The sequence below is a fragment of the Enterobacter quasihormaechei genome (assembly GCF_004331385.1).
In the GTDB taxonomy this organism is placed as follows: Bacteria; Pseudomonadota; Gammaproteobacteria; order Enterobacterales; family Enterobacteriaceae; genus Enterobacter; species Enterobacter quasihormaechei.
Window position 1 is genome coordinate 229,646 of record NZ_SJON01000004.1, and the last position, 25,325, is coordinate 254,970.

The window sequence follows — 25,325 nt, forward strand, 5'->3', positions numbered from 1 at the left end:
ATGGCAGATTACCAGGGCAAAAAAGTTGTTATCATCGGGTTGGGCCTGACCGGGCTCTCCTGCGTGGACTTTTTCCTTGCGCGTGGCGTGACGCCGCGCGTGATGGATACGCGTGTCTCTCCGCCGGGTCTGGACAAGCTGCCGGAGCAGGTTGAACGCCACCTGGGTGGTCTGAATGATGAGTGGCTGCTGGCTGCGGATCTGATTGTTGCCAGCCCGGGCATGGCGCTGGCGCACCCTTCGCTGAGCGCCGCGGCGGATGCCGGGGTTGAGATCGTTGGCGATATCGAACTGTTCTGCCGGGAGGCGCAGGCCCCGATCGTTGCCATTACCGGTTCAAACGGTAAAAGCACCGTCACCACGCTGGTGGGTGAGATGGCGAAAGCGGCGGGTAAAAATGTCGGCGTGGGCGGTAACATTGGTCTGCCCGCGTTGATGCTGCTCGACAAAGGCTGTGAGCTGTTTGTACTGGAGCTTTCCAGTTTCCAGCTGGAAACCACCACAAGCCTGCATGCGGCGGCGGCGACGATCCTTAACGTCACCGAAGATCATATGGACAGATACCCGTTCGGCTTGCAGCAGTACCGCGCGGCCAAGCTGCGCGTCTATGAAAATGCCAACGTTTGCGTGGTGAACGCCGATGATGCGCTCACCATGCCGGTGCGCGGCGCGGACGATCGCTGCATTAGCTTCGGTATTAACATGGGTGACTATCACCTCAACCGTCAGCAGGGCGAAACCTGGCTGCGGGTGAAAGGTGAGAAGGTGCTGAACGTGAAAGAGATGATACTTTCCGGCCAGCATAACTACACCAATGCCCTGGCGGCGCTGGCGCTTGCGGATGCCGTTGACCTGCCGCGATCGTCCAGCCTGAAAGCGCTGACCACCTTTACCGGCCTGGCGCACCGTTTCCAGCTGGCGCTGGAGCATAACGGCGTGCGCTGGATTAATGATTCCAAAGCCACCAACGTAGGCAGCACCGAGGCCGCGCTGAACGGCCTGCACGTTGACGGCACGCTGCACCTGCTGCTGGGCGGCGACGGTAAATCGGCCGACTTCTCCTCGCTGAAGCCGTATCTCGGCGGCGATAACGTGCGCCTGTACTGCTTTGGCCGCGACGGTCGCGAGCTGGCGGCGCTGCGTCCTGAGGTTGCCGAGCAAACCGAGACCATGGAGCAGGCGATGCGCCTTATTGCCCCGCGCGTGAAGCCCGGCGATATGGTGCTGCTGTCGCCTGCCTGCGCCAGCCTCGACCAATTTAAGAATTTCGAACAGCGGGGCGATCTCTTTACCCGCCTGGCGAAGGAGTTAGGCTGATGCGTTTTTCACTCCCTCGCCTGAGAATGCCGCGCCTGCCAGGATTTGGCATCCTGGTGTGGCTGTTTGAGGCGCTGAAAGGCTGGGTGATGGCTTCCCGGGATAAAGATTCCGACAGCCTGATCATGTATGACCGTATGCTGTTCTGGCTCACGCTGGGGCTGGCAGCAATCGGCTTTATCATGGTCACCTCGGCGTCAATGCCCGTTGGACAACGTCTGGCAAACGATCCGTTCCTGTTTGCCAAGCGTGACGGGCTGTACATCATTCTGGCGTTCTGCCTGGCGATGATCACCTTACGCCTGCCGATGACGTTCTGGCAGCGGCACAGTACGGCCATGCTGATTGCGTCGATTATTATGCTGCTGATTGTACTGGTAGTCGGGAGCTCCGTTAACGGGGCATCGCGCTGGATCGCCTTTGGTCCACTGCGTATTCAGCCTGCGGAGTTCACCAAGCTTTCGTTGTTCTGCTACCTGGCGAACTACCTGGTGCGTAAAGTTGACGAGGTTCGTAACAACCTGCGCGGCTTCTTAAAACCGATGGGCGTGATTCTGGTGCTCGCGATCCTGCTGCTGGCGCAGCCCGACCTCGGTACGGTAGTCGTACTGTTTGTCACAACGCTGGCGATGCTGTTCCTGGCGGGCGCAAAGCTGTGGCAGTTCATCGCCATTATCGGAATGGGGATCTCGGCGGTTGTGCTGCTGATCCTGGCCGAGCCATACCGTATCCGCCGCGTAACCTCGTTCTGGAACCCGTGGGAAGATCCGTTCGGCAGCGGCTATCAGCTGACGCAGTCGCTGATGGCGTTTGGCCGCGGCGAAGTCTGGGGGCAAGGCCTGGGCAACTCGGTGCAAAAACTGGAGTATTTACCGGAGGCGCACACCGACTTCATCTTCTCCATTATTGGGGAAGAACTGGGTTATATCGGTGTGGTATTGGCGCTATTAATGGTATTCTTCGTCGCTTTCCGCGCCATGTCGATTGGCCGTAAAGCGCTGGAGATCGATCACCGCTTCTCCGGTTTTCTGGCCTGCTCAATTGGTATCTGGTTTAGCTTCCAGGCGCTGGTAAACGTTGGGGCCGCAGCGGGTATGCTGCCAACCAAAGGCCTGACGCTGCCGCTGATCAGTTATGGTGGTTCGAGTCTGTTGATCATGTCGACGGCCATCATGTTTTTGTTACGCATAGATTATGAAACGCGTCTGGAGAAAGCCCAGGCGTTTACACGAGGTTCACGATGAATCAACCGAAGCGGTTAATGGTGATGGCAGGCGGTACCGGCGGACACGTGTTCCCGGGGCTGGCGGTTGCGCACCATTTAATGGATCAGGGCTGGCAGGTACGCTGGCTGGGAACCGCAGACCGCATGGAAGCCGACCTGGTACCGAAGCACGGTATCGAGATCGACTTTATTCGTATTTCCGGCCTTCGTGGCAAAGGAATTAAGGCGCTGCTGCTGGCCCCGGTGCGTATTTTCAACGCCTGGCGTCAGGCGCGCGCCATTATGAAGCGTTTTAAGCCTGACGTCGTACTGGGTATGGGCGGTTACGTTTCCGGCCCTGGCGGACTGGCGGCGTGGTCGCTGGGGATCCCCGTTGTTCTGCACGAGCAGAACGGTATTGCCGGTTTGACCAACAAATGGCTGGCGAAAATTGCCACCAAAGTGATGCAGGCTTTTCCGGGAGCATTCCCGAAGGCGGATGTCGTAGGGAACCCGGTGCGCGTGGACGTGCTGGCGCTGCCGCTGCCGGACGTGCGTCTGGCCGGGCGCGAAGGACCGGTGCGCGTGCTGGTGGTTGGCGGTTCACAGGGCGCACGTATCTTAAACCAGACGATGCCGCAGGTTGCTGCAAAACTGGGTGATGCCGTGACCCTCTGGCACCAGAGCGGGAAGGGCGCACAGCAGACCGTTGAGCAGGCCTACGCGACAGAAGGTCAGCCGCAGCATAAGGTTACTGAATTTATTGATGACATGGCCGCAGCCTATGCCTGGGCCGATGTCGTGGTCTGTCGTTCGGGCGCGCTGACGGTGAGCGAAATCGCTGCCGCCGGCCTGCCTGCGCTGTTCGTGCCGTTCCAGCACAAAGACAGACAGCAGTACTGGAATGCGCTGCCGCTGGAGAAAGCGGGCGCGGCGAAAATTTTTGAGCAGCCACAATTTACCGCTGAGGCGGTCGCCACTACCCTGGCGGGCTGGAACCGGGATGTATTACTGGAGATGGCGCAACGCGCGCGCGCGACCGCTATCCCGGATGCAACGGAACGGGTGGCAAAAGAAGTGAGCCTGGCAGCCCAGGCATAATTCTCGCAGCGCGTGTTGCGCTGCACGATTTTTTTGAAGTAGTCGATGGCGTTTAGAGAATGAATACACAACAACTGGCAAAACTGCGTTCTATCGTGCCCGAGATGCGTCGCGTCCGGCACATTCACTTTGTCGGCATCGGTGGTGCCGGCATGGGCGGTATTGCCGAAGTGTTAGCTAACGAAGGCTATCAGATCAGCGGGTCTGACCTGGCGCCAAACCCTGTTACGCAGCAGCTGGCGTCGCTTGGGGCGACTATCTATTTCAATCATCGCCCGGAAAACGTGAGCGATGCGAGCGTGGTGGTGGTATCCAGCGCCATCTCCGCAGATAACCCGGAAATCGTTGCGGCGCATGAGGCGCGCATTCCGGTGATCCGTCGCGCGGAAATGCTGGCGGAACTGATGCGTTTCCGTCACGGCATTGCGGTGGCCGGTACGCACGGCAAAACCACTACCACGGCGATGGTTTCCAGCATTTATGCGGAAGCGGGTCTCGATCCGACGTTCGTCAACGGTGGTCTGGTGAAAGCCGCTGGCGTACATGCGCGTCTGGGTCACAGCCGTTATCTGATTGCGGAAGCGGATGAGAGCGACGCGTCGTTCCTGCATCTGCAACCCATGGTGGCGATCGTCACCAATATCGAAGCTGACCATATGGATACCTACCAGGGCGACTTCGAGAACTTAAAGCAAACCTTTATTAATTTCCTGCACAACCTGCCGTTTTATGGCCGTGCGGTAATGTGCGTGGACGATCCGGTGATCCGCGAGCTGCTGCCGCGCGTCGGGCGTCAAATCACCACCTATGGTTTCAGCGAAGACGCTGACGTACGCGTAGAAGATTACAAGCAGATTGGTGCGCAGGGGCATTTCACCCTGGCACGTCAGGACAAAGACCTGCTGCGTGTCACCCTGAACGCGCCGGGACGCCACAACGCCCTGAATGCGGCTGCGGCCGTAGCGGTTGCGACAGAAGAAGGCATTGACGATGAGGCGATCCTGCGCGCGCTGGAAAGCTTCCAGGGAACGGGCCGTCGCTTCGACTTCCTCGGTGAATTCCCACTGGAGCCGGTAAACGGTAAGCCAGGTTCTGCGATGCTGGTAGACGACTACGGTCACCATCCGACCGAAGTGGACGCCACCATCAAAGCGGCACGCGCGGGTTGGCCAGAAAAGAATCTGGTTATGATCTTCCAGCCGCACCGTTACACGCGTACCCGCGATCTGTACGACGATTTTGCCAACGTGCTTTCGCAGGTCGATACCCTGCTGATGCTGGACGTTTATGCCGCAGGCGAAAATCCGATTCCGGGTGCGGACAGTCGTTCTTTATGTCGTACCATCCGTGGACGAGGTAAAGTGGATCCTATTCTGGTCCCCGACCCGGCACAGGTAGCAGAAATGCTTGCCCCGGTCCTGACAGGCAACGATCTGATCCTGATTCAGGGTGCGGGAAATATCGGCAAAATCGCCCGTACCTTAGCTGAAATCAAACTGAAGCCGCAAACTCAGGAGGACGAGCGTCATGGCTGATAAGATTGCTGTCCTGTTTGGCGGCACCTCCGCCGAACGCGAGGTTTCTCTGAATTCGGGCGCTGCCGTGCTGGCGGGCCTGCGTGAAGGGGGCGTCGACGCGCACCCGGTTGATCCGAAAGACGTAGACGTTACGCAGGTGAAAGCGATGGGCTTCGATAAAGCCTTCATCGCGTTGCACGGTCGCGGCGGTGAAGACGGCACGTTACAGGGGCTGCTGGAGCTTATCGGTATGCCGTATACCGGCAGCGGCGTGATGGCATCTGCCATCTCTATGGATAAACTGCGCAGCAAACTGCTGTGGCAGGGCGCGGGCCTGCCCGTTGCGCCATGGGTTGCACTGACGCGTCGCGAATATGAATTAGGCCTGTCGGACAGCATTAATACACGCATTGCCGCGCTGGGCTTACCGGTTATTGTTAAGCCGAGCCGCGAAGGGTCGAGCGTGGGAATGTCCAAAGTGGATAAAGCTGGCGATTTAGCGTCCGCTTTAGCATTGGCATTTCAACACGATGAAGAAGTATTGATTGAAAAATGGCTCAGCGGGCCGGAATTTACCGTCGCGATGCTTGGCGAAGAAATTTTACCGTCAATTCGCATCCAACCTGCGGGAGTCTTCTATGATTATGAGGCGAAGTATCTCTCTGATGAGACGCAATATTTCTGTCCTGGTGGCCTTGAAGCAGAACGCGAAGCCGAATTACAGTCTCTGGTGCTTAAAGCCTGGAATGTTCTGGGATGCCGTGGCTGGGGACGCATCGACGTGATGCTCGACGGTGACGGGCAATTTTATCTGCTGGAAGCAAACACGTCTCCGGGTATGACCAGCCATAGCCTTGTGCCAATGGCGGCGCGTCAGGCAGGAATGAGTTTCTCGCAGTTAGTCGTACGTATTCTGGACCAGGCGGGCTGATATGTCTCAGGCTGCATTGAACACGCGCAACCGCGAGGAAGAAGAATACACTTCTTCGCGCCGGAGTAATGGTACGCGTCTTGCAGGTATCATCTTCCTGCTCGGAGTGCTGTGCACCGTGTTTATCAGCGGCTGGATGGTGCTGGGCTGGATGGAAGACGCGCAGCGGTTGCCGCTGTCGAAGCTGGTGGTGACCGGGGAGCGTCACTACACGCGTAACGATGACATTCGCCAGTCTATTCTGGCACTGGGGTCGCCTGGCACCTTTATGACGCAGGACGTCAACATTATTCAGAGTCAGATTGAACGTCTGCCCTGGATTAAACAGGCGAGTGTCAGAAAGCAATGGCCTGATGAATTGAAGATTCATCTGGTTGAATATGTGCCGATTGCGCGTTGGAATGATCAGCATATGGTTGACGTCGACGGAAATTCGTTCAGCGTCCCGAGCGATCGTGTCAACAAGCAGAATTTACCGATGTTGTATGGCCCGGAAGGCAGCGAAAACGAAGTCTTGCAGGGTTTTCGTGAGATGGGGCAGGTGCTGGCTAAGGATCGTTTTGCGTTAAAAGAAGCTGCGATGACGGCGCGCCGCTCCTGGCAGTTGACGCTTACGAACGGCATTAAGCTTAACCTTGGCCGCGGCGACACAATGAAACGTCTGGCGCGTTTTGTAGAACTTTACCCGGTTTTACAGCAGCAGGCGCAGACGGATGGCAAACGGATAAGCTACGTTGATTTGCGCTATGACTCAGGCGCAGCAGTCGGTTGGGAGCCGGCTCCGGTCGAGGAACCTAATCAGCAACAGAATCAGGCACAGGTACAGGCAGAACAACAATGATCAAGTCGACGGACAGAAAATTGGTAGTAGGACTGGAGATTGGCACCGCGAAGGTTGCCGCTTTAGTAGGGGAAGTTCTGCCCGACGGTATGGTCAATATCATTGGCGTGGGCAGCTGCCCGTCCCGTGGTATGGATAAAGGTGGGGTAAACGACCTTGAGTCGGTGGTGAAATGCGTTCAGCGCGCCATCGACCAGGCTGAATTGATGGCAGATTGCCAGATTTCCTCTGTCTATCTGGCCCTTTCTGGTAAGCACATCAGCTGCCAGAATGAAATCGGTATGGTGCCGATTTCCGAAGAAGAAGTGACGCAGGAAGACGTTGAGAACGTTGTCCACACGGCGAAATCCGTGCGCGTTCGCGACGAGCACCGTGTGCTGCATGTGATCCCGCAGGAATACGCGATCGACTACCAGGAAGGCATCAAGAATCCGGTCGGTCTGTCGGGCGTACGTATGCAGGCAAAAGTGCACCTGATCACATGTCACAACGATATGGCGAAGAACATTGTAAAAGCCGTTGAACGTTGTGGCCTGAAAGTTGACCAACTTATTTTCGCCGGTCTTGCCGCGAGCTATTCCGTGCTGACCGAAGACGAACGTGAACTGGGCGTCTGTGTGGTGGATATTGGTGGTGGTACAATGGACATGGCTGTCTATACCGGCGGTGCGTTGCGCCACACCAAAGTGATCCCGTATGCCGGGAATGTGGTGACCAGCGATATCGCTTACGCCTTTGGTACGCCACCGAGCGACGCAGAGGCGATTAAAGTGCGCCATGGTTGCGCGCTGGGCTCTATCGTCGGCAAAGACGAAAGCGTTGAAGTGCCGAGCGTAGGTGGGCGACCGCCGCGCAGCCTGCAACGCCAGACCCTGGCAGAGGTGATTGAGCCGCGCTATACCGAGCTGCTCAACCTGGTCAACGAAGAGATTTTGCAGTTACAGGAACAGCTTCGCCAGCAGGGTGTGAAACATCATCTCGCGGCGGGGATTGTATTAACCGGCGGGGCAGCGCAAATTGAAGGTCTTGCGGCCTGCGCTCAGCGCGTGTTCCATACGCAGGTGCGTATCGGTGCGCCGCTGAATATTACCGGTTTAACGGATTATGCTCAGGAGCCGTACTATTCAACGGCGGTGGGCCTGCTGCACTACGGGAAAGAGTCCCATTTAAGTGGTGAAGCAGAGGTGGAAAAACGCGTCTCGGTGGGGTCGTGGGTCAAACGACTTAACACCTGGTTGCGAAAAGAATTTTAATTTTTTAAGAGACCGGAGAGAATTAGCGGTCTCGGGCGACAGGCACAACGGAGAGAAACTATGTTTGAACCAATGGAATTAACCAACGACGCGGTGATTAAAGTCATCGGCGTCGGTGGCGGCGGCGGTAACGCCGTAGAGCATATGGTGCGCGAGCGCATTGAAGGTGTTGAATTCTTCGCGGTGAACACCGATGCACAGGCACTGCGTAAAACGGCTGTTGGCCAGACCATTCAGATCGGTGGTGGCATCACCAAAGGTCTGGGAGCAGGGGCTAACCCGGAAGTGGGCCGTAACGCGGCTGAAGAAGATCGTGAAGCGCTGCGCGCTGCACTGGACGGTGCTGACATGGTCTTCATCGCAGCGGGTATGGGCGGCGGTACAGGTACCGGTGCAGCACCCGTTGTGGCGGAAGTCGCAAAAGATTTAGGTATTCTGACCGTTGCTGTCGTGACCAAGCCTTTCAACTTTGAAGGCAAGAAGCGTATGGCTTTCGCGGAGCAGGGTATCACCGAGCTGTCCAAGCACGTGGACTCTCTGATTACCATCCCGAACGACAAGCTGCTGAAAGTGCTGGGTCGCGGTATTTCTCTGCTGGACGCCTTTGGCGCAGCAAACGACGTGCTGAAAGGCGCGGTTCAGGGTATCGCTGAACTGATTACCCGTCCTGGTCTGATGAACGTTGACTTTGCAGACGTTCGCACCGTGATGTCCGAAATGGGCTACGCGATGATGGGTTCTGGCGTGGCAAGCGGCGAAGACCGTGCGGAAGAAGCGGCTGAAATGGCGATCTCTTCTCCACTGCTGGAAGATATCGACCTGTCCGGTGCGCGCGGCGTGCTGGTCAACATCACCGCTGGCTTTGACCTGCGTCTGGATGAGTTCGAAACCGTGGGTAACACCATCCGTGCGTTCGCCTCTGACAACGCGACCGTGGTAATCGGTACGTCACTTGATCCGGAAATGAACGACGAACTGCGTGTGACTGTTGTCGCCACCGGTATCGGTATGGACAAGCGTCCTGAGATCACCCTGGTAACCAACAAACAGACTCAGCAGCCGGTGATGGATCGTTACCAGCAGCACGGTATGGCGCCTCTGACTCAGGAGCAAAAACCGGCGGCGAAAGTGGTGAACGACCCGACACCACAAACGGCAAAAGAGCCAGATTATCTGGATATCCCGGCGTTCCTGCGTAAGCAAGCTGACTAAGAATTGGCTGGAATTTGGGGATTTGCGCTCTTTGTGCTAAACTGGCCCACCGTTAGTGATATACACTCTCGGTTGGATAGTTAATTTGGCGAGATTATACGATGATCAAACAAAGGACACTTAAACGTATCGTTCAGGCGACGGGTGTCGGTTTACATACCGGCAAGAAAGTCACACTGACGTTACGCCCTGCGCCGGCCAATACCGGGGTCATCTATCGTCGCACCGACTTGAATCCACCGGTAGATTTTCCGGCCGATGCCAAATCTGTGCGTGATACTATGCTCTGTACTTGTCTGGTGAACGAGCATGACGTGCGGATTTCTACCGTAGAGCACCTGAACGCCGCCCTGGCGGGTCTGGGTATCGACAACATTATTGTTGAAGTAGATGCGCCAGAAATCCCGATCATGGACGGGAGTGCTGCTCCGTTCGTTTATTTGCTGCTGGATGCCGGCATCGAAGAACTGAACTGCGCGAAGAAATTTGTTCGCATTAAAGAGACCGTTCGCGTCGAAGATGGCGACAAATGGGCTGAATTCAAACCGTACAATGGTTTCTCGTTGGACTTCACCATCGATTTTAACCACCCGGCGATTGATTCCAGCACCCAGCGCTACGCGATGAACTTCTCTGCGGATGCGTTTATGCGTCAGATCAGCCGAGCGCGTACTTTCGGCTTCATGCGTGATATCGAATATTTGCAGTCCCGCGGCCTGTGCCTGGGCGGCAGCTTCGATTGTGCCATCGTTGTTGACGATTATCGCGTACTGAACGAAGACGGCCTGCGTTTTGAAGATGAATTTGTTCGTCACAAAATGCTGGATGCGATCGGCGACCTCTTCATGTGTGGTCACAATATCATTGGTGCCTTTACCGCGTTTAAATCCGGTCATGCACTGAACAACAAACTGTTGCAGGCAGTCCTGGCAAAACAGGAAGCCTGGGAATATGTGACCTTCGAAGACGAAGCTGAACTGCCGCTGGCGTTCAAAGCACCGACTATGGTCCTGGCGTAACGGTTAAACCCGTTTCGTAAGAAAAGCGACTGGTTCACCTGGTACTCTCTCCGACCAGGGAAGCCAGTCGTTTCTATTTCTGCCTTTCTTTGATTTGCCCCTCTCACCCCTGGCGCGTGTCAGGTGCCGAATAACGGTGTGTTCGCTGCATTATTGACCGTTTTTACCTGCTGCAAGGTGTCATTCCTGCTGCCGTGTATTGGCTTTAGTGGTAATATCTGGGCGCTAAAAAAAGAATAACTGAATTCAGCCTGCACCGGCGGGCGAACGTGGTGGAGCAAGTGAGCGGAATACTGACGCGCTGGCGACAATTTGGCAGACGTTACTTCTGGCCGCATCTCTTATTAGGGATGGTCGCGGCGAGTCTCGGCTTGCCTGTGCTCAGCAACAGTGCAGACGCGGCAACGCCAGCACGTTCCACGACGACCAAACACGATCTCACCACGCGGGTTAATTTTACTAATCTCGCCTGGCTTGAAGCTAGCCGTCGTCCCAATTTCTCCGTTGATTACTGGCAGCAACACGCCATTCGCACGGTTATCCGCCATCTGTCGTTCGCGATGGCGCCGCAGACGATGCCCGTTGCTGAAGAAACGCTGCCGGTTCAGGCCCAGCATCTTGCCCTGCTCGATACGCTTAATGCGCTGCTGACGCAGGACAATCAGCCGCCTGTGGCCGTAAGCCAGACGGCACAAACCGATTTTGTTCCCCCTTCCTCCTTCTCTGTTTCGACATGGATTAGCCAGGTTCACGGCATCCGTGCCGGGCCTCTGCGCCTCAGCTAAATTAATCTTTTTCAATACCTTAATTTATCTGCCCGTCTGGGGCGTTTGAGAATTTATTATGCTAATCAAATTATTAACCAAAGTTTTTGGTAGTCGTAACGATCGTACCCTGCGCCGTATGCGCAAAGCTGTAAACGTCATCAACGGTATGGAACCGGCGATGGAGAAGCTCTCTGATGATGAGCTGAAGGCGAAAACTGCGGAGTTCCGCGCGCGCCTGGAAAAAGGCGAAACCTTAGAAAGCCTGATCCCGGAAGCCTTTGCCGTCGTTCGTGAGGCGAGTAAGCGTGTGTTTGGCATGCGTCACTTCGACGTACAGCTGCTGGGCGGCATGGTGCTCAATGAGCGCTGCATCGCGGAAATGCGTACCGGTGAAGGTAAAACCCTGACCGCTACGCTGCCGGCCTACCTGAACGCGCTGACCGGGAAAGGCGTTCACGTTGTTACCGTCAACGACTACCTGGCGCAGCGTGACGCCGAAAACAACCGTCCACTGTTCGAATTCCTCGGCATGACCGTCGGCATTAATATGTCCGGCCTGCCGGCACCTGCCAAGCGTGAAGCCTATAACGCGGATATTACTTACGGAACGAACAACGAATACGGCTTCGACTACCTGCGCGACAACATGGCGTTCAGCCCGGAAGAGCGCGTCCAGCGTAAGCTGCACTATGCGCTGGTGGATGAGGTTGACTCCATTCTGATTGATGAAGCGCGTACCCCGCTGATCATCTCCGGCCCGGCCGAAGACAGCTCCGAGATGTACCGTAAAGTCGACAAAATCATTCCACACCTGCTGCGCCAGGAGAAAGAAGACTCCGATACCTTCCAGGGTGAAGGTCACTTCTCCGTGGATGAAAAAGCGCGCCAGGTGAACCTGACCGAACGCGGTCTGGTGAAAATCGAAGAGCTGCTGGTGGCTGAAGGCATTATGGAAGAGGGCGAGTCCCTGTATTCCCCGAGCAACATCATGCTGATGCACCACGTGACCGCCGCACTGCGCGCGCACGCGCTGTTCACCCGCGACGTTGACTATATCGTGAAAGACGGTGAAGTCATCATCGTCGATGAACATACCGGTCGTACCATGCAGGGCCGTCGCTGGTCCGATGGCCTGCACCAGGCCGTGGAAGCGAAAGAAGGCGTGGACATTCAAAACGAAAACCAGACGCTGGCATCCATCACCTTCCAGAACTACTTCCGTCTGTACGAGAAGCTGGCGGGGATGACCGGTACCGCAGATACCGAAGCGTTTGAATTCAGCTCTATCTACAAGCTGGATACCGTGGTGGTGCCAACCAACCGTCCAATGATCCGTAAGGACATGCCGGACCTGGTATACATGACCGAAGCGGAAAAAATTCAGGCGATCATCGAAGATATTCGCGATCGCACTGCGAAGGGACAGCCAGTACTGGTGGGGACCATCTCCATCGAGAAATCCGAAGTGGTGTCTAACGAGCTGACCAAAGCGGGCATTAAACACAACGTACTGAACGCTAAGTTCCACGCAAAAGAAGCGGATATCGTAGCTCAGGCGGGTTATCCGGCTGCCGTGACCATCGCCACCAACATGGCGGGTCGTGGTACCGATATTATGCTCGGCGGTAGCTGGCAGGCTGAAGTCGCAGAGCTGGAAAACCCAACGCCAGAGCAGATCGCGCAGATCAAAGCCGACTGGCAGGTGCGTCACGACGCGGTGCTGGCATCCGGTGGTCTGCACATCATTGGTACCGAGCGTCACGAATCTCGTCGTATCGATAACCAGCTGCGTGGCCGTGCGGGCCGTCAGGGTGATGCCGGTTCTTCCCGTTTCTACCTGTCTATGGAAGATGCGCTGATGCGTATTTTCGCCTCTGACCGCGTGTCCGGCATGATGCGTAAACTGGGCATGAAGCCCGGCGAAGCGATTGAGCACCCGTGGGTGACTAAAGCGATTGCCAACGCCCAGCGTAAAGTGGAAAGCCGCAACTTCGATATTCGTAAGCAGCTGCTGGAATATGATGACGTGGCCAACGACCAGCGTCGTGCAATCTACACCCAGCGTAACGAACTGCTGGACGTGTCTGACGTGAGCGAAACCATCAACAGCATTCGTGAAGATGTGTTCAAAGCCACTATCGACGCGCACATTCCGCCGCAGTCTCTGGAAGAGATGTGGGATATCGAAGGCTTGCAGGAACGTCTGAAAAATGACTTCGACCTCGAGCTGCCAATCAAAGAGTGGCTGGACAAAGAGCCTGAGCTGCACGAAGAGACGCTGCGCGAGCGTATCTACGAAACCGCGCTGGACGTCTACAAGCGTAAAGAAGAAGTGGTTGGCGCTGAGATGATGCGTCACTTCGAGAAAGGCGTTATGTTGCAGACGCTGGATTCCCTGTGGAAAGAGCACCTGGCGGCAATGGATTACCTGCGTCAGGGTATCCACCTGCGTGGTTATGCGCAGAAAGATCCGAAGCAGGAGTACAAGCGTGAATCCTTCGCCATGTTTGCTGCCATGCTGGAATCGCTGAAGTATGAAGTCATCAGCACCCTGAGCAAAGTTCAGGTGCGTATGCCGGAAGAGGTGGAAGCGATGGAGCAGCAGCGTCGTGAAGAAGCTGAGCGTCTGGCGCAGATGCAGCAGCTGAGCCACCAGACCGATGAAAGCGAAGCCGCAGCGGCAATCGCCGCGCAGACGGGCGATCGTAAGGTCGGTCGTAACGATCCTTGCCCATGCGGTTCCGGCAAAAAATACAAGGCGTGCCACGGTCGCCTGAGCTAAGACTTAACTACTCGAAAAGGCGCAGACTTCTGCGCCTTTTTTATGGACGTGACACGATGAAAACACTGCAAATTGCTGTCGGGATCATTCGCAACCCGCAAAATCAGATCTTCATAACCCAACGCGCCGCCGATGCGCACATGGCGAACAAATGGGAATTTCCGGGCGGGAAAATTGAATCCGGTGAAACGCCGGAGCAGGCGCTGGTGCGCGAGCTTCAGGAAGAGGTCGGCATTACTCCGCTTGGCGCAACGCTGTTTGATAAGCTGGAATACCAGTTTCCGGACAGGCACATCACGCTGTGGTTCTGGCTGGTGGAAAGCTGGGAAGGTGAACCGTGGGGTAAAGAGGGGCAACCGGGTGGCTGGGTTACGCTTCACGCGAGTGATGCCGAAAAATTTCCTCCGGCAAATGCGCCCGTCATATCCCGGCTAACGGGCAACCTGTAGGCCTGCTAAGCGAAGCGCCAGCAGGCTTCAGAGCTTACTGCTGGTTCTCGCTCCAGTCATCGCTATCGGAGAGATCGCCTTCGCTGGGAATGCGTTTCTCTTCCGCCGCCCATTCGCCCAGGTCTATAAGCTGACAGCGCTTGCAGCAGAACGGGCGAAACGGACTCACTTCTCCCCAGACGACAGTTTTCCCACAGGTTGGGCAGTTTACGGTGGTTACGTCAGACATCGGCACTCCTTAACAACAGGCCAGTTCAAAATCGAGGCGTTCCGGCACGGTGCCATGTTCACTGTCCAGCGGCATGAAGCGGATCGCGAAACGGCTTTTATGCCCGGAAATTTGCGGGTAAAGCTGCTCGCCAAGAGCCAGATTCAGACGCAGAAGATCGGCGTCGTCGCCGTTGTCCTGATAGAAACCGTTGAGACTGGTTTGCTTGCGGAACGGGGCAGAGTTACGCACAAGATCGAGGATCAGTGATAACGTCTGATTCATCGGCTCCAGGCTGCCCAGCCAGCTGTTTACCTGACGATCGCGCTGCTCCTGCGGCATGTGCAACCACATATGCAGCGTTGGCAGGTCAAAGCTACAGCACCCACCCGGTATGCTCAGGCGCTGGCGCACCAGCGCAATGAGACGGTCCTCTCGTAAAAACTGCCCAACGCGCGGCGCGGCCATCAGCGTTGTGCTGCTGTTTTTCAATTGCTGACGTAAGGCGTCAATTCGGCTTTGATCCACGCCCGGGACTTCGGCCCAGGCCTGCAATTTACGCTGCTGGCGCTCCAGCTCTTTCAACAGCTCCGTGCGGACATCGCCGCGTTCAATCACATCCAGCAGATCGCCCACGTTGCGGAAAAAATGCAGCGCGGTGGCGTGATCGTTGACGGGCAGATGTTGTGAAAGCTGTTGAATAAGGAATTCTATGCGTAGCCAGGTACGCATTTTTTCGTTAAGCGGGTGCTCAAAAAGGATATGAGTCGACATTATGGTTTTTCCTGTGCAACGGCCTGCGCGGCGAAGGTCAGATACTGCGCGTGCAGACGAGCAACATCCGATGCAATGGCATCTGGTGCGCCGTTATTATCAATAACATCATCCGCAACGGCGAGGCGCGCTTCGCGCGTGGCCTGTGCGGCAAGAATTTGTTCAGCATGCTCGCGTGAAACGTGGTCACGCGCCATGGTTCTCTGGATTTGCGTTTCGCGGGAAACGTCAATCACCAGCGTTCTGTCTGCTTTATTCTGAAGCTGATTTTCAACCAGTAACGGGACCACCCACAACACATAGGGCGAACGGGCTGCGGCAATTTGACGCTGGGTTTCCTGGTGGATAATGGGGTGGAGCAGGGCATTAAGCCAGGCTTTTTCCGCTGGATCGGAAAATATGCGCTCACGCAGCTGCCGACGATTCAGGGTGCCGTCAGCCTGTATAACACTGCGACCAAAATGCGCTTCGATGGCGTTTAAGGCGGGTGTATTGGGTTCTACCACCTGACGGGCAATGATGTCGGCGTCGATAATCGTGATGCCGAGACGAGCAAACGCCTGCGCAACGGTGCTTTTACCACTACCGATGCCGCCGGTTAATGCGACGATATACCCCATTAAATCGGATCCTGGGAATTATTCATTTTTAAAATCAGTTGCTTAAAATTCAAACTTACAACAGCCAATGTTTAGCTCTCTTTACCCGCTTTTTACCAGGTAAATTTATAGGATTGTAGCGTAAAAAAAGAGAATTTCGCAGTCTTGCGGAGCAGGTATTAGTGCGTATGATAGCGTCACTGGAGTTGTGCTTTTAATAAATTTGCCTCTAACCCCAGGAATCCGCACATGCGTATCGAAGAAGATCTGAAGTTAGGTTTCAAAGACGTTCTTATCCGCCCTAAACGCTCTACACTGAAAAGTCGCTCAGACGTTGAACTTGAACGTCAATTCACCTTTAAGCATTCCGGTCAGACGTGGTCTGGCGTGCCGATTATCGCGGCCAACATGGACACGGTCGGGACCTTCGAGATGGCGACCGCACTGGCGCAATTCGACATCCTTACTGCGGTACACAAACACTACAGCCCTGAGGAGTGGAATGCGTTTGTCGCCTCTGCTACTGCTGACGTGGTGAAGCATGTGATGGTCTCGACCGGTACGTCTGATGCCGACTTCGAGAAAACCAAACAGATCCTGAACGCGAATCCTGCGCTGAATTTTGTCTGCATTGACGTGGCAAACGGGTATTCCGAGCATTTCGTCCAGTTCGTCAGCAAGGCGCGTGAAGCCTGGCCAACCAAGACCATCATCGCGGGCAACGTGGTGACCGGTGAAATGTGTGAAGAGCTGATCCTGTCCGGTGCCGACATTGTGAAAGTGGGCATTGGCCCGGGGTCCGTATGCACCACGCGCGTGAAAACCGGTGTGGGTTATCCGCAGCTGTCTGCGGTCATTGAATGCGCTGACGCCGCGCACGGTCTGGGCGGCCAAATCATCAGCGACGGTGGCTGCACCATGCCGGGCGATGTCGCGAAAGCCTTTGGCGGCGGCGCAGACTTCGTGATGCTCGGCGGCATGCTGGCAGGCCACGAAGAGAGCGGCGGTACCGTGGTGGAAGAAAACGGCGAGAAATTCATGCTGTTCTACGGCATGAGCTCTGAATCTGCGATGACCCGTCACGTGGGTGGTGTAGCCAAATACCGTGCGGCGGAAGGCAAAACCGTTAAGCTACCGCTGCGTGGCCCGGTTGAGAACACGGCGCGCGATATTCTCGGCGGTCTGCGCTCCGCCTGTACCTACGTTGGGGCTTCCCGCCTGAAAGAGCTGACTAAACGCACGACGTTTATCCGCGTTCAGGAGCAGGAAAACCGCGTATTTAATAGCCTCTGACGGCTACGGCTGGCGCGCGTCCGTGCGCCAGCGCTACCCCACGCTCATTGCATCCCCCAGATGAAAAATCGGCAGATACATCGCCACCACCAGCGTGCCGATAATCAGTCCCGTCACGACAAGTAACAGAGGCTCAAGCAGCGCCGCCAGATTGTCTGCCTGCTGAAATGTCTGCTCCGTATGGTGACGGGCCAGATTCATCAGCATTACATCAAGCGAACCCGATATTTCGCCGGTGCGAATGAGCTGAATACACAGTGGCGTAAAAACAGAGGCCTTCTGGAAGGAGGACCACACGGGCATGCCCTGTTCGATATTGCTGCGTATCGCGCGGAGTTTCTCCTGCCAGTAGCCACGCTCAACGATCTCCTCCACGCTTTCCAGCCCTTGTAAAAAGGTAATGCCGGCCTGCTGGGTTAATGACAGCACGGTAAAAATTTGTCCCAGCTTTTGTCCGCGCGTCAGCGTGCCCATTACCGGTACGTGTAACAAGACATACTGCCAGTGCGGGTGCCGCCGCAGTTTACAGGCGATGATAGCCAATATGATGAGCAGGGCGACAAGGGTAAGAACATGCGTCTGAACAAAGGCCGCCAGCCCCATGACTGCCTGCGTGAGCAAAGGGAGCGGGGTGTTAAACGTTTTGTAGATTGCAGCAAACTCAGGCAACACCAGCGTGACCATGGCCAGCACCACGAAAACGGCCAGCGTCAGAATGATCGTTGGATAGCGCAGCGCTTTCTTCACCTTTGCACTGAGCTGCTGCTGGGATTTCTGCTGCTGCGCAAGCTGACGGCAGCATGCTTCGAGCTTTCCCGTTAGCTCACCCGTTTTCACCATGGAGACATACAGAGGGCTGAACACCTCTGGCCATTTCTTCATGGCCTCTGACAGGGCGCAACCTTCACTGAGGTCATCAGCAAGACTGTGCAGCAGCGCCTGCCACTGTTTCAGAGGATGCTGTTCCGCCAGCATTTGCAGGCTTTGGGACAGCGTGAGTCCGGCCTGTAACAGCGTGGCGAGCTGGCGAAAAATCTCGTAGCAGTGCTGCACCTGCCATCGGTGGCGTCTCTGGCAGCGCTTGAGCGCCAGCGGGTGCAGCTGTTTAAGCGCCAGTGCGGTGAAAGCTGCGTCACGGTCGATGGCCCAGAGGGTGCCCGTTTGCACGTCCCCCTCGGTGGTAAGAGCACGCCAGCGCCAGAGCGAATTAGCAGCCATCGGGCATTCCCAGTACGCGCAACAGCTCTTCGAGCGTGGTCAGCCCTTGCTCCACGGCCATGCAGCCATGCTCAAACAAAGAGGCCATTCCTGCCTGTCGTGCGCTGGAGCCAATCACCTCCGTACTTGCTCCGCTGGCAATGGCCTGACGGAGCGCATCGTCGATGACCAGCACTTCAAAAATGGCTACGCGACCGTAAAAACCGTGATAGCAGCGATCGCAGCCGGTGGGTTGCCAGCGAGGAAGCGGACGGGGCCACAGCGTGCGCGGCAGTTCGGCGTGGCGGCTGGTTTCCTGCCGGCAGTACGGACATAAACGGCGTACCAGCCGCTGGGCAATTACCATCGAGAGCGCCGAGGAGATCATCCAGCGTGCGACGCCCATCTGTTGCAGCCTGACCAGCGTTTCAGTCGTCGAGTTAGTATGAAGGGTTGACAGCACCAGATGCCCGGTTTGCGCGGCCTTAATCGCAATTTCTGCCGTTTCGCCGTCGCGAATTTCACCCACCATAATGATGTCAGGATCCTGCCTGAGCAGAGCACGCAGCACGCTCTGAAAGGTCAGCCCCGCGCGCGGATTAATCTGCGTCTGGTTTAAGCCTGCAAGGGGAATTTCCACCGGATCTTCCACGCTGCAAATATTGACGTCAGGGGTATTCCGGGCCTGCAACGCGCTGTACAGCGTCACCGTTTTCCCGCTACCGGTCGGGCCGGTGACCAGAATTAAACCCTGAGGGCTGTTAAGCACTCCGGCAAAACGGGCCTGCTGGTCTGCGCTCATTCCCAGCTGTTCAAGCTCCAGAGCTTGCTGTACCTGATGAAGCAGGCGGAGCACGATTTTTTCTCCACCGCTACAGGGAAGGGTTGCGATACGAAAAGAGACGGGCACGCTTGCCAGCTCCACCGTAAACTGACCGTCCTGCGGCAGCCGACGCTCTGCAATATCCAGCTGGCCCAGCACCTTCAGGCGTGCGGCAAGCGTCGTCCCGAGGGCGGCAGGGATCGGCGGCTGCGGGTAGAGTACGCCGTCAATTCGCAACCGAATCTGGTAGCCGTTGTCCGTCGGTTCAATATGGATGTCGGAGGCCCGCTGGTTTACTGCCTGCTGCAACGTTGTGTTGAGCACATCTGCGGCTGAGTTCGGCGCTATGCCCGGCAGATGTGATAATGAGACGGGCTGTAGCCGTTTTTCCATCCGCTCGGCCGTCCAGCACTCAATATCAATACGCTTCTGTGTGGCGAAGCGTAACGCCTCCATCAGCTCAGAGGCAGGGTTACCCACCACCGCAATGCTGATCGTGTCGGTGTCGCTTGCGAGCAGCAGTGCGTGATGGCGCTGACAGAGTGTCATAAGCTGTTCGGTATTCATTGCCCACTCCTGTCAGTTGGTGTCGAAGCGGAAAACATCTTCACAGGCTTGTCTGAGCGCACTGTCGGACGCAATTTTGCAGTCGCGCGTCCAGCCCGTCATACCGTTACCGTCGCTCCAGATCGGCGTCATCAGCACTTCGAGTCCGTTAAGACTTTCCTGCCCTGTTAACGATACGACCCCCTTCGCCACGCTCATCGCCGAAACGTAACGCGTGGTTGTCGGAGAGGGAATGCCATTGGTGCCTGCGTCGCAGCGATCCACGCCCCCCCGATCCAGGGCGCAAAGCTCAATGGCGGTACGGTAGGGAATGAACGTTTGCAGCATATCGGTGAGCGCCGCTTTTCGCAGGTAGTTCTGGTAGGCCGGGACGCCAATCGCGCTCAGGATGGCAATAATGCCAATGACGACCATTAGCTCAATCAGCGTAAATCCTTGTTGTCTGTTCATGTCTGCTCCTTACGTTAGGTGGCGCTACTCTGGCAGTGCCGGGACGCAGAAACGAGGGGCAAAAGCGTGAACGTGAAGGGGCTTTCAGGGAAATGATTCAGCGTTGCAGAGATGGACAGCGTAATTGCGAGCGGTTTCGTATTTCCCCCCTCCGGGCGGAGAGGGGGAGGGCAAATTATTTGAAGCGCATCGAGAGGTCGAGGGCGCGTACGTGCTTGGTCAGCGCGCCAACGGAGATGTAGTCGACGCCGGTTTCAGCAAATTCACGGAGGGTGTCGAACGTCACGTTGCCGGACACCTCCAGCTGCGCCTGGCCGTTTGTGCGTTTGACCGCTTCACGCATCTGCTCCGTGTCGAAGTTATCGAGCATGATGATGTCAGCCCCCGCCTTGATGGCCTCGTCCAGCTCGTCCAGATTTTCCACTTCTACTTCGACCGGCACATCCGGATGCAGCCAGAAGGCTTTTTCTACTGCCTTGCGCACCGAGCCGGAGGCAATAATGTGGTTCTCTTTGATCAGGAAGGCGTCGGATAAGCCCAGACGATGGTTTGCGCCGCCGCCGCAGAGCACGGCGTATTTCAACGCGGTGCGCAGGCCCGGCAGGGTTTTACGGGTGTCCAGCAGCTGCGTGCGGGTACCTGCCAGCAGGTCAACGTAGCGGCGCACTTCACTGGCGACGCCAGAGAGCGTTTGCACAAAGTTGAGCGCGGTGCGTTCGCCGGTCAGCAAGACGCGGGCCGGACCGTCCAGCTCGAAAAGGGGCTGATTCGCACTGACCGCATCACCGTCGTCAACGTGCCATGTTACCTGCACCTCGTCGCCCGCCAGCTGGGTAAAGACTTCCTCAACCCAGCGTTTGCCGCAAAATACGCCGTCTTCGCGGGTGATGATGACCGCGTGCGAGCGTGTCTCTTTTGGCAACAATTGGGCGGTAATATCGTTATCGGCGCTGACGTCGCCGCCCAAGTCTTCTTTCAGAGCATGGGCAACGCTTGTCGGAATATCACTATTAATACGTTCCAGAAGCGCGTCACGTCGGTGGTCGGGGTTATAGCGGCGAGGCGGCATGATAAAACTCCAAATTGGTAACGAATCATAATATTGAAACATGCTACTCTGAACCGAGTAACAGCACCATAGATAAGGAGTTCCAGCATGTTGTTAGAAAACGGATGGCTGGTGGACGCGCGACATGTACCGTCGCCGCACCACGATTGCCGCCCGGAGGATGAAAAACCCACACTGCTGGTGGTTCATAATATTAGTCTCCCGCCGGGTGAATTTGGCGGTCCGTGGATCGACGCGTTATTCACTGGAACGATAGATCCCGATGCCCACCCTTTCTTTGCTGAGATTGCACACCTGCGCGTATCGGCGCACTGCCTGATCCGTCGTGACGGCGAAGTGGTTCAGTATGTTCCCTTTGATAAGCGAGCCTGGCATGCGGGCGTGTCGATGTACAAAGGACGCGAGCGCTGCAACGATTTTTCCATTGGAATAGAGCTGGAAGGCACCGACACCACGCCTTACACCGATGCGCAATATCAGAAACTGGTTGCTGTGACGAAAACGTTAGTCGGGCTTTATCCCGCCATTGCAGACAATATTACGGGGCACAGCGACATCGCCCCCGAAAGAAAAACTGACCCCGGCCCGGCGTTTGACTGGTCCCGGTTTCACGCCATGCTTACCACGTCGTCAGATAAGGAGATAACATGACGTTGTTTACCATGCTGCTGGTTATGATCGCCGAACGCCTGTTTAAGCTCGGCGAGCACTGGCATCTGGATCACCGGCTGGAAGTGTTATTCCGCCGCATCAGGCATTTTTCCATGCTACGCACGCTGCTGATGACGGCCGGTGTGATGGTCATTACCTTCCTGCTGCTGCGCGCGCTTTACGGCCTCTTTTTCAACGTGCCGCTGCTGGTGGTGTGGATCCTGCTGGGCGTGCTGTGCATCGGCGCGGGCAAGGTGCGTATGCACTATCATGCCTACCTGAAAGCCGCCTCACGGGACGATGCCCACGCGCGCGGCGCGATGGCAAGCGAGCTGACGATGATCCACGGCGTGCCGCCGGACTGCGATGAACGCGAGTTCCTGCGCGAGCTGCAAAACGCGCTGCTGTGGATCAACTTCCGTTATTACCTGGCGCCGCTGTTCTGGTTTGTGGTGGGCGGCCCGTGGGGGCCGGTTCTGCTGATGGGCTATGCGTTCCTGCGCGCCTGGCAGACCTGGCTTGCCCGTTATCTGACCCCGCATGAGCGTTTGCTTTCCGGCATCGATGCCATTCTGCACGTGCTCGACTGGATCCCGGTGCGTCTGGTGGGCGTGGTCTATGCCCTTATCGGTCACGGCGAAAAAGCGCTGCCCGCGTGGTTTGCCTCCCTTGCGGACCGCCATACGTCGCAGTATCAGGTGTTAACCCGCCTGGCGCAGTTCTCACTGGCGCGTGAGCCGCACGCGGACAAAGTCGAAACGCCAAAAGCTGCCGTCTCGATGGCGAAGAAAACGTCGTTTGTGGTGGTGGTGGTTGTGGCGCTGCTGACGATTTACGGCACGCTGGTTTAAGCCAGCGCGCCGAAGCCGTTACAGCGTATCCGCAGGCGGGATGCCGAAATCAGGCATCCCGTTTTCGTCCCAGCGGACGCGCTTCAGGCGAGTGTGGCGATTGGGATCGTACAGCGGATCGCCTTCAATTTCAGTGTAGTTTCGCGCGTGGTAGACTAGCACATCGTCGCCCTCAGGGGTCTGCGTAAAGCTGTTATGGCCTGGCCCATACTGCCGGTTTTCATAGCTGGTGACGAACACCGGGCGCGGGGATTTCTGCCAGTTAGCCGGGTTTTGCGGATCGGCATTCACGTCTATCCACAGTAATCCCATGCAGTAGTTTTCGTCGGTGGCGCTGGCGGAGTAGCTGATAAACAGCTTATCGCCGTGGAACAGCACTGCCGGGCCTTCGTTAACCCAGAACCCGCGGCACTCCCAGTCATATTGCGGCTTGCTGAGCATCACCGGTTCGCCCTTCAGCGTCCACGGATTTTCCATTTCACACAGGTAAAGATTGGAGTTACCGGAAATATCCAGGTCTTTTTGCGCCCACAGGTACCAGCGTTTGCCCTGATGAACAAAGGTGGTGGCGTCCAGCGCGAAGGTGTCGAAAGGCGTTTTGATTTGCCCTTTTTCCACCCACGACCCGGTAAGCGGATCGCCGTCGGCGCACGCCAGCGCAAACATGCGGTGCTGGAACATCCCCAGTTTGTCGAGCGCCTGCGTATGCGTGGCGGCAAAATAGATGTACCACTTGTTGTCAATGTGGTGCAGTTCGGGTGCCCAGATCAGCTGGCTCATCGGGCCGGCGTCAGGCTTGCGCCAGACCACCACCTCTTCGGCATCGCGTAAACCTTCCAGCGAGTCCGCGCGGCGGATCGCCAGCCGATCGTACTCCGGCACGGAGGCGATAAAGTAATATTGCCCGTCGTGGCGCAGGATGTACGGGTCGGCGCGTTGTTCAATAAACGGGTTTGGCCAGGTTTGCATTCGGCTTTCCTTATTTAGTCTCAGCGGCGCTGATTTCCTGATACTCGTTCAGCTCGCGATAGTTAATGCGGCGCTTCTCCAGGTCTTCCTGGATCCGCTTCATCGTCTCCCGGTCAACCTTCAGCAGACGCACCACGCCAGCGGTAATGAGATACCCGACGCCCGGAATGACGGTAAAGAGCAGCACGATGCCGTTGATGGCATCCGCGCTCTGCGCTTTCGCCCCCGCGTCGTAACCGTACCAGGAGAGCAGGAAGCCCACCATCGCACCGGCAATCGCCAGGCCCAGCTTGAGGAAGAAGATGTTGCCGGAGAAGCTGATCCCGGTGATGCGCTTCCCGGTTTTCCATTCGCCGTAGTCGTCCACGTCGGCCATCAGGGACCAGTGCAGCGGGGAGGGGATCTGGTGCAGGATGTTCAGCAGGACGTAGAGCACCACGATGGTGACGGTGGCTTTCGGGTCAAAGAAGTAGAAGGCGCAAGAGAAAATCGCCAGCGCGATGTTGGTCCAGAAGAAGACCTTCAGCTTACACCAGCGGTCGGTCAGCACTTTCGCCAGCATGCTGCCGAACATCATGCCGACAACGCCCAGGCTGATAAACAGCGTGGCAAAATGGGTGCTTTGACCCATTACCCAGGTAACGTAATACATGGTTGCCGCCATGCGGATAAAGCCCGGGCAGACGTTGCACAGCGTCAGCAGCAGAATGCGCACCCACTGGTCGTTCTTCCACACGTCTTTCAGGTCATTTTTCAGCTCGTCATGGGTTTGCACCGCCGGACGTACGCGCTCGCGCACGGTGGCGAAGCAGAACAGGAACATGCAGGTACCCACCAGCGCCAGCACGGTCATCGCCATCTGGTAGCCTTTGGCTTTGTTATCCCCGCCGAACCAGTCGGCCATCGGCAGCAGCGTTAAGGAGAGCAGCAGCGTGGCGATACCGACCATCACAAAACGATAGGACTGGCAGGCAACGCGCTCTTTCGGGTCGTTGGTGATCACGCCCCCGAGCGAGCAGTACGGAATGTTGATGGCGGTATAGGTCAGCGACAGCAGGAAATAGGTGACGAACGCATAGATAACCTTGCTGTTATAGCTCCAGTCGGGCGTGGTAAACATCAGGATGCTGAACAGCGCATAGGGGAAGGCAATCCACAGCAGCCATGGACGAAACCGGCCATATTTGCTGCGGGTACGGTCGGCAATCGCGCCCATGATCGGGTCCGTTACGGCATCGATGACGCGTACAGAAAGCAGCAAAACGCCAACCAGCGCAGGCGCAAGACCAAAAATATCCGTATAAAAATAGTTAACAAATAACATGATGGCGCCAAAGATAATGTTGCATCCGGCGTCACCCATGCCATAGCCGATCTTTTCTTTTACTGACAGTTTGTTGTTATCCATCGACAGCTCTCCGGGTTTCGGTATGGAGAGAATTATTCGCTGGCAAACGAATATATGCGTTGCAGTATAAGGG

The 25,325-nt window shown here is 56.5% G+C and carries 24 protein-coding genes; 15 read left to right on the plus strand and 9 right to left on the minus strand.

Annotated features, from left to right (window positions below; genetic code table 11):
• The 12 genes from murD (at position 1) to mutT (ending at position 14,393) form a co-directional block, all read left to right on the plus strand.
• Positions 1-1,317 carry a UDP-N-acetylmuramoyl-L-alanine--D-glutamate ligase gene (murD, locus tag E0L16_RS07950; RefSeq protein WP_131636670.1) on the plus strand — a complete coding sequence of 439 codons (1,317 nt, stop codon included), beginning with the start codon at positions 1-3 and terminating at the stop codon, positions 1,315-1,317.
• Entirely contained in the window at positions 1,317-2,561 is a 1,245-nt protein-coding gene (gene ftsW / locus E0L16_RS07955) for a cell division protein FtsW (protein WP_063450657.1), read from the plus strand. Before murD ends, ftsW begins: the two co-directional genes overlap by 1 nt.
• Complete coding sequence (gene murG, locus E0L16_RS07960) at positions 2,558-3,622, plus strand: undecaprenyldiphospho-muramoylpentapeptide beta-N-acetylglucosaminyltransferase (RefSeq protein ID WP_131636671.1); 1,065 nt, start codon at positions 2,558-2,560, stop codon at positions 3,620-3,622. The genes ftsW and murG overlap by 4 nt, the downstream gene beginning before the upstream one ends.
• Positions 3,623-3,681: 59 nt before the next feature.
• Positions 3,682-5,157, plus strand: coding sequence for a UDP-N-acetylmuramate--L-alanine ligase (gene murC / locus E0L16_RS07965; protein ID WP_063450655.1), 1,476 nt, complete (start codon positions 3,682-3,684; stop codon positions 5,155-5,157).
• Positions 5,150-6,070, plus strand: a complete 921-nt coding sequence (locus tag E0L16_RS07970) for a D-alanine--D-alanine ligase (RefSeq protein WP_131636672.1) — start codon at positions 5,150-5,152, stop codon at positions 6,068-6,070. The genes murC and E0L16_RS07970 overlap by 8 nt, the downstream gene beginning before the upstream one ends.
• Before the next feature lies 1 nt (position 6,071).
• Positions 6,072-6,911, plus strand: a complete 840-nt coding sequence (gene ftsQ / locus E0L16_RS07975; protein ID WP_063450653.1) for a cell division protein FtsQ — start codon at positions 6,072-6,074, stop codon at positions 6,909-6,911.
• A complete protein-coding gene (gene ftsA, locus E0L16_RS07980; protein WP_003856340.1) occupies positions 6,908-8,164 on the plus strand; it encodes a cell division protein FtsA in 1,257 nt (418 codons plus the stop codon). Before ftsQ ends, ftsA begins: the two co-directional genes overlap by 4 nt.
• Positions 8,165-8,224: 60 nt before the next feature.
• Positions 8,225-9,376: a cell division protein FtsZ gene (ftsZ, locus tag E0L16_RS07985; RefSeq protein WP_003856338.1), complete on the plus strand. Its 1,152-nt coding sequence runs from the start codon at positions 8,225-8,227 to the stop codon at positions 9,374-9,376.
• Positions 9,377-9,477: 101 nt separating this feature from the next.
• Positions 9,478-10,395 (plus strand): UDP-3-O-acyl-N-acetylglucosamine deacetylase, encoded by a 918-nt coding sequence (gene lpxC / locus E0L16_RS07990; RefSeq protein WP_006810110.1) that lies wholly within the window; start codon positions 9,478-9,480, stop codon positions 10,393-10,395.
• A 281-nt stretch (positions 10,396-10,676) separates the two neighbouring features.
• The gene (gene secM, locus E0L16_RS07995) at positions 10,677-11,180 is read left to right on the plus strand and encodes a secA translation cis-regulator SecM (RefSeq protein ID WP_074161027.1); all 504 of its coding nucleotides are present in this window, start codon (positions 10,677-10,679) and stop codon (positions 11,178-11,180) included.
• Positions 11,181-11,238: 58 nt separating this feature from the next.
• Entirely contained in the window at positions 11,239-13,944 is a 2,706-nt protein-coding gene (gene secA, locus E0L16_RS08000; protein WP_063450652.1) for a preprotein translocase subunit SecA, read from the plus strand.
• A 56-nt stretch (positions 13,945-14,000) separates the two neighbouring features.
• Entirely contained in the window at positions 14,001-14,393 is a 393-nt protein-coding gene (gene mutT, locus E0L16_RS08005; protein WP_050871290.1) for an 8-oxo-dGTP diphosphatase MutT, read from the plus strand.
• Between the two features lie 34 nt (positions 14,394-14,427).
• On the opposite strand, the gene yacG is transcribed toward mutT, so the two are convergent.
• The 3 genes from yacG to coaE are packed head-to-tail and all read right to left on the minus strand — an operon-like array spanning position 14,428 to position 15,995.
• Positions 14,428-14,622, minus strand: a complete 195-nt coding sequence (gene yacG / locus E0L16_RS08010; RefSeq protein ID WP_003856332.1) for a DNA gyrase inhibitor YacG — start codon at positions 14,620-14,622, stop codon at positions 14,428-14,430.
• A 9-nt stretch (positions 14,623-14,631) separates the two neighbouring features.
• Complete coding sequence (gene zapD / locus E0L16_RS08015) at positions 14,632-15,375, minus strand: cell division protein ZapD (protein ID WP_063450650.1); 744 nt, start codon at positions 15,373-15,375, stop codon at positions 14,632-14,634.
• Complete coding sequence (gene coaE, locus E0L16_RS08020; protein WP_131636673.1) at positions 15,375-15,995, minus strand: dephospho-CoA kinase; 621 nt, start codon at positions 15,993-15,995, stop codon at positions 15,375-15,377. Before coaE ends, zapD begins: the two co-directional genes overlap by 1 nt.
• Positions 15,996-16,223: 228 nt before the next feature.
• Here coaE and E0L16_RS08025 point away from each other — a divergent pair, with 228 nt between their 5' ends.
• Positions 16,224-17,267 (plus strand): GMP reductase, encoded by a 1,044-nt coding sequence (locus E0L16_RS08025; RefSeq protein ID WP_131636674.1) that lies wholly within the window; start codon positions 16,224-16,226, stop codon positions 17,265-17,267.
• Positions 17,268-17,300: 33 nt separating this feature from the next.
• On the opposite strand, the gene hofC is transcribed toward E0L16_RS08025, so the two are convergent.
• From hofC to nadC, 4 genes are all read right to left on the minus strand, one after another.
• Positions 17,301-18,485, minus strand: a complete 1,185-nt coding sequence (hofC, locus tag E0L16_RS08030; protein ID WP_131636675.1) for a protein transport protein HofC — start codon at positions 18,483-18,485, stop codon at positions 17,301-17,303.
• Entirely contained in the window at positions 18,475-19,854 is a 1,380-nt protein-coding gene (gene gspE, locus E0L16_RS08035) for a type II secretion system protein GspE (RefSeq protein WP_131636676.1), read from the minus strand. The genes hofC and gspE overlap by 11 nt, the downstream gene beginning before the upstream one ends.
• A gap of 12 nt (positions 19,855-19,866) precedes the next feature.
• Complete coding sequence (ppdD, locus tag E0L16_RS08040; RefSeq protein ID WP_131636677.1) at positions 19,867-20,304, minus strand: prepilin peptidase-dependent pilin; 438 nt, start codon at positions 20,302-20,304, stop codon at positions 19,867-19,869.
• A gap of 175 nt (positions 20,305-20,479) precedes the next feature.
• Positions 20,480-21,373, minus strand: a complete 894-nt coding sequence (gene nadC, locus E0L16_RS08045; RefSeq protein ID WP_063867463.1) for a carboxylating nicotinate-nucleotide diphosphorylase — start codon at positions 21,371-21,373, stop codon at positions 20,480-20,482.
• A gap of 87 nt (positions 21,374-21,460) precedes the next feature.
• On the opposite strand from nadC, the gene ampD reads away from it, so the two are divergent.
• Both ampD and ampE read left to right on the plus strand, forming a co-directional pair.
• Positions 21,461-22,024 carry a 1,6-anhydro-N-acetylmuramyl-L-alanine amidase AmpD gene (gene ampD / locus E0L16_RS08050; RefSeq protein WP_131636678.1) on the plus strand — a complete coding sequence of 188 codons (564 nt, stop codon included), beginning with the start codon at positions 21,461-21,463 and terminating at the stop codon, positions 22,022-22,024.
• Positions 22,021-22,875, plus strand: a complete 855-nt coding sequence (gene ampE, locus E0L16_RS08055) for a beta-lactamase regulator AmpE (RefSeq protein WP_064910129.1) — start codon at positions 22,021-22,023, stop codon at positions 22,873-22,875. The genes ampD and ampE overlap by 4 nt, the downstream gene beginning before the upstream one ends.
• Before the next feature lie 18 nt (positions 22,876-22,893).
• On the opposite strand, the gene E0L16_RS08060 is transcribed toward ampE, so the two are convergent.
• Together E0L16_RS08060 and E0L16_RS08065 are read right to left on the minus strand one after the other, a co-directional pair.
• Positions 22,894-23,844 carry a glycoside hydrolase family 43 protein gene (locus E0L16_RS08060; protein WP_131636679.1) on the minus strand — a complete coding sequence of 317 codons (951 nt, stop codon included), beginning with the start codon at positions 23,842-23,844 and terminating at the stop codon, positions 22,894-22,896.
• Between the two features lie 10 nt (positions 23,845-23,854).
• On the minus strand, positions 23,855-25,252 hold the full coding sequence (locus E0L16_RS08065) for a glycoside-pentoside-hexuronide (GPH):cation symporter (protein ID WP_063450641.1): 1,398 nt from the start codon (positions 25,250-25,252) through the stop codon (positions 23,855-23,857).
• Positions 25,253-25,325 lie beyond the last annotated feature (73 nt).